Source organism: Azonexus sp., assembly GCF_036170495.1.
In the GTDB taxonomy this organism is placed as follows: Bacteria; Pseudomonadota; Gammaproteobacteria; order Burkholderiales; family Rhodocyclaceae; genus Azonexus.
The window spans coordinates 1-1,475 of sequence record NZ_JAVHPH010000492.1 but is presented as its reverse complement, the minus strand read 5'-3'; the positions used below and the strand labels follow the sequence as shown (position 1 = coordinate 1,475).

Annotated in this window: 1 protein-coding gene; it reads right to left on the bottom strand. The window is 61.9% G+C overall.

Annotated elements, in window-relative coordinates:
- Positions 1 to 1,475 (bottom strand): PAS domain-containing sensor histidine kinase (locus ADADOO_RS17700; protein ID WP_511278839.1); only part of this gene is annotated, 1,475 nt, incomplete at both ends.

Here is a 1,475-nt window from a genome sequence, read left to right as displayed (position 1 = left end):
CGGCGGGTCGTCGAGCCATCGGCTTGCTCGAAGGGCGAAAAAACCCGGACCTGCGCCTCGGGCGCGATCCCGATGCCCGTATCCGCGATGCTCAGCCTGGCCGTTAGCGTGTTCGCCGTCTCGTTTACTGTCGTGGCGCGGATCGAAACGCTGCCCTGGTCGGTGAATTTGACGGCGTTGTCGACGAGATTAAGCAAAATTTGCTGCAGGCGCAGGGGGTCGCCGAGCAGACTGGCCTCGGCCAGCAGTGGGTCGATGTCGAGTTTTAATTGCAGCCTCTTGGCCGCGACCTTGTCGCTGACCAAGCTATCAACGTTGGCGATGATGGCACCGAGGCGCAGCGCCGTCTGCTCCAGCTTGAGCCGCTCGGCGTCGATTTTTGACAGGTCGAGAACGTCGTTGAGCAGGCTCAGCAGATGGCTTGCCGCCTTGTCGATCTTGCCCAGCTTGTCGCGTTGATCCGGGTCGCTGCTCCGCCGGCTCAGGATGTGCGTCAGGCCGATGATCGCATTCATCGGTGTGCGCAATTCGTGGCTCATGTTGGCGAGGAAGGTGCTCTTCGCCCGGTTGGCTGCTTCGGCTGCCTCCTTGGCCAGTTGCAGATCGGCCGTGCGCACGGCGACCAGCTCTTCGAGGTGCATGCGGTGGCGGTTTAGTTCGGCCTCGGCCTGCTTGCGTTTGGAGATGTCGACAATGATCCCGATTACCGCCGGCAACCCTTCATAATCGACCGCCGTCCCGAAAACCTCGACATCCACCCTGCTGCCGTCTTGCCGCCGGCCGGTAAAACCATAATGCAGTGCGTCGATTTCGCCGCTTTCCCGGCGGCGGACATTGTCGGCAACCTTCTGTCGGTCTTCCGGGGCGACCAGGTCGATGACCGAAACCTGTTCGATAATTTGCTCCGGCGCATCGTAGCCGAAGATCTTGGCAAACCACGGGTTGACGTAACGGAAATACGGCCCCTGGATGATGTAGACGCCCGCCAGCGACTGCTCGACCAGGCCGCGGAACTTGCGCTCGGCTGAACGCAGCTCCTTTTCCACCGCGACGCGCTTGGTGATGTCGTGGCCGACCATGACCAACGCCTGCCGGCTGCCATCGGCGGCAAACAGTGGCACCTTGGCAATCTCGAAAACCTGCTCATGGCCGTCGCGATTGCGAAAAATAAGTTCTTCGTCGAGGCGCTTTCCGGCGTTCCAGGCGCGTTCATCCGAGGCATCGAGCAGGGCCAGCGGTGCCGTGTCGAAATGGCCGGAGGCGGCCAGTTCCCGGCTGGTCGACCCACGATAGTCGGTGTTGTGCAGGTCCAGTCTGTGCAGCAGGGGCGTATTGGCTTCCGTCCACCGCCCGCGGCCATCCTTCAGGCAAATAATGTCCGGCAAGGTGTCGATCAGCGTGCGCAGGCGTTTCTCGTTCTTGTGCAGGCGGTCGGCGTAGATCGTGATGTGTTGCCGGTAGCGATCGTTGCGGCG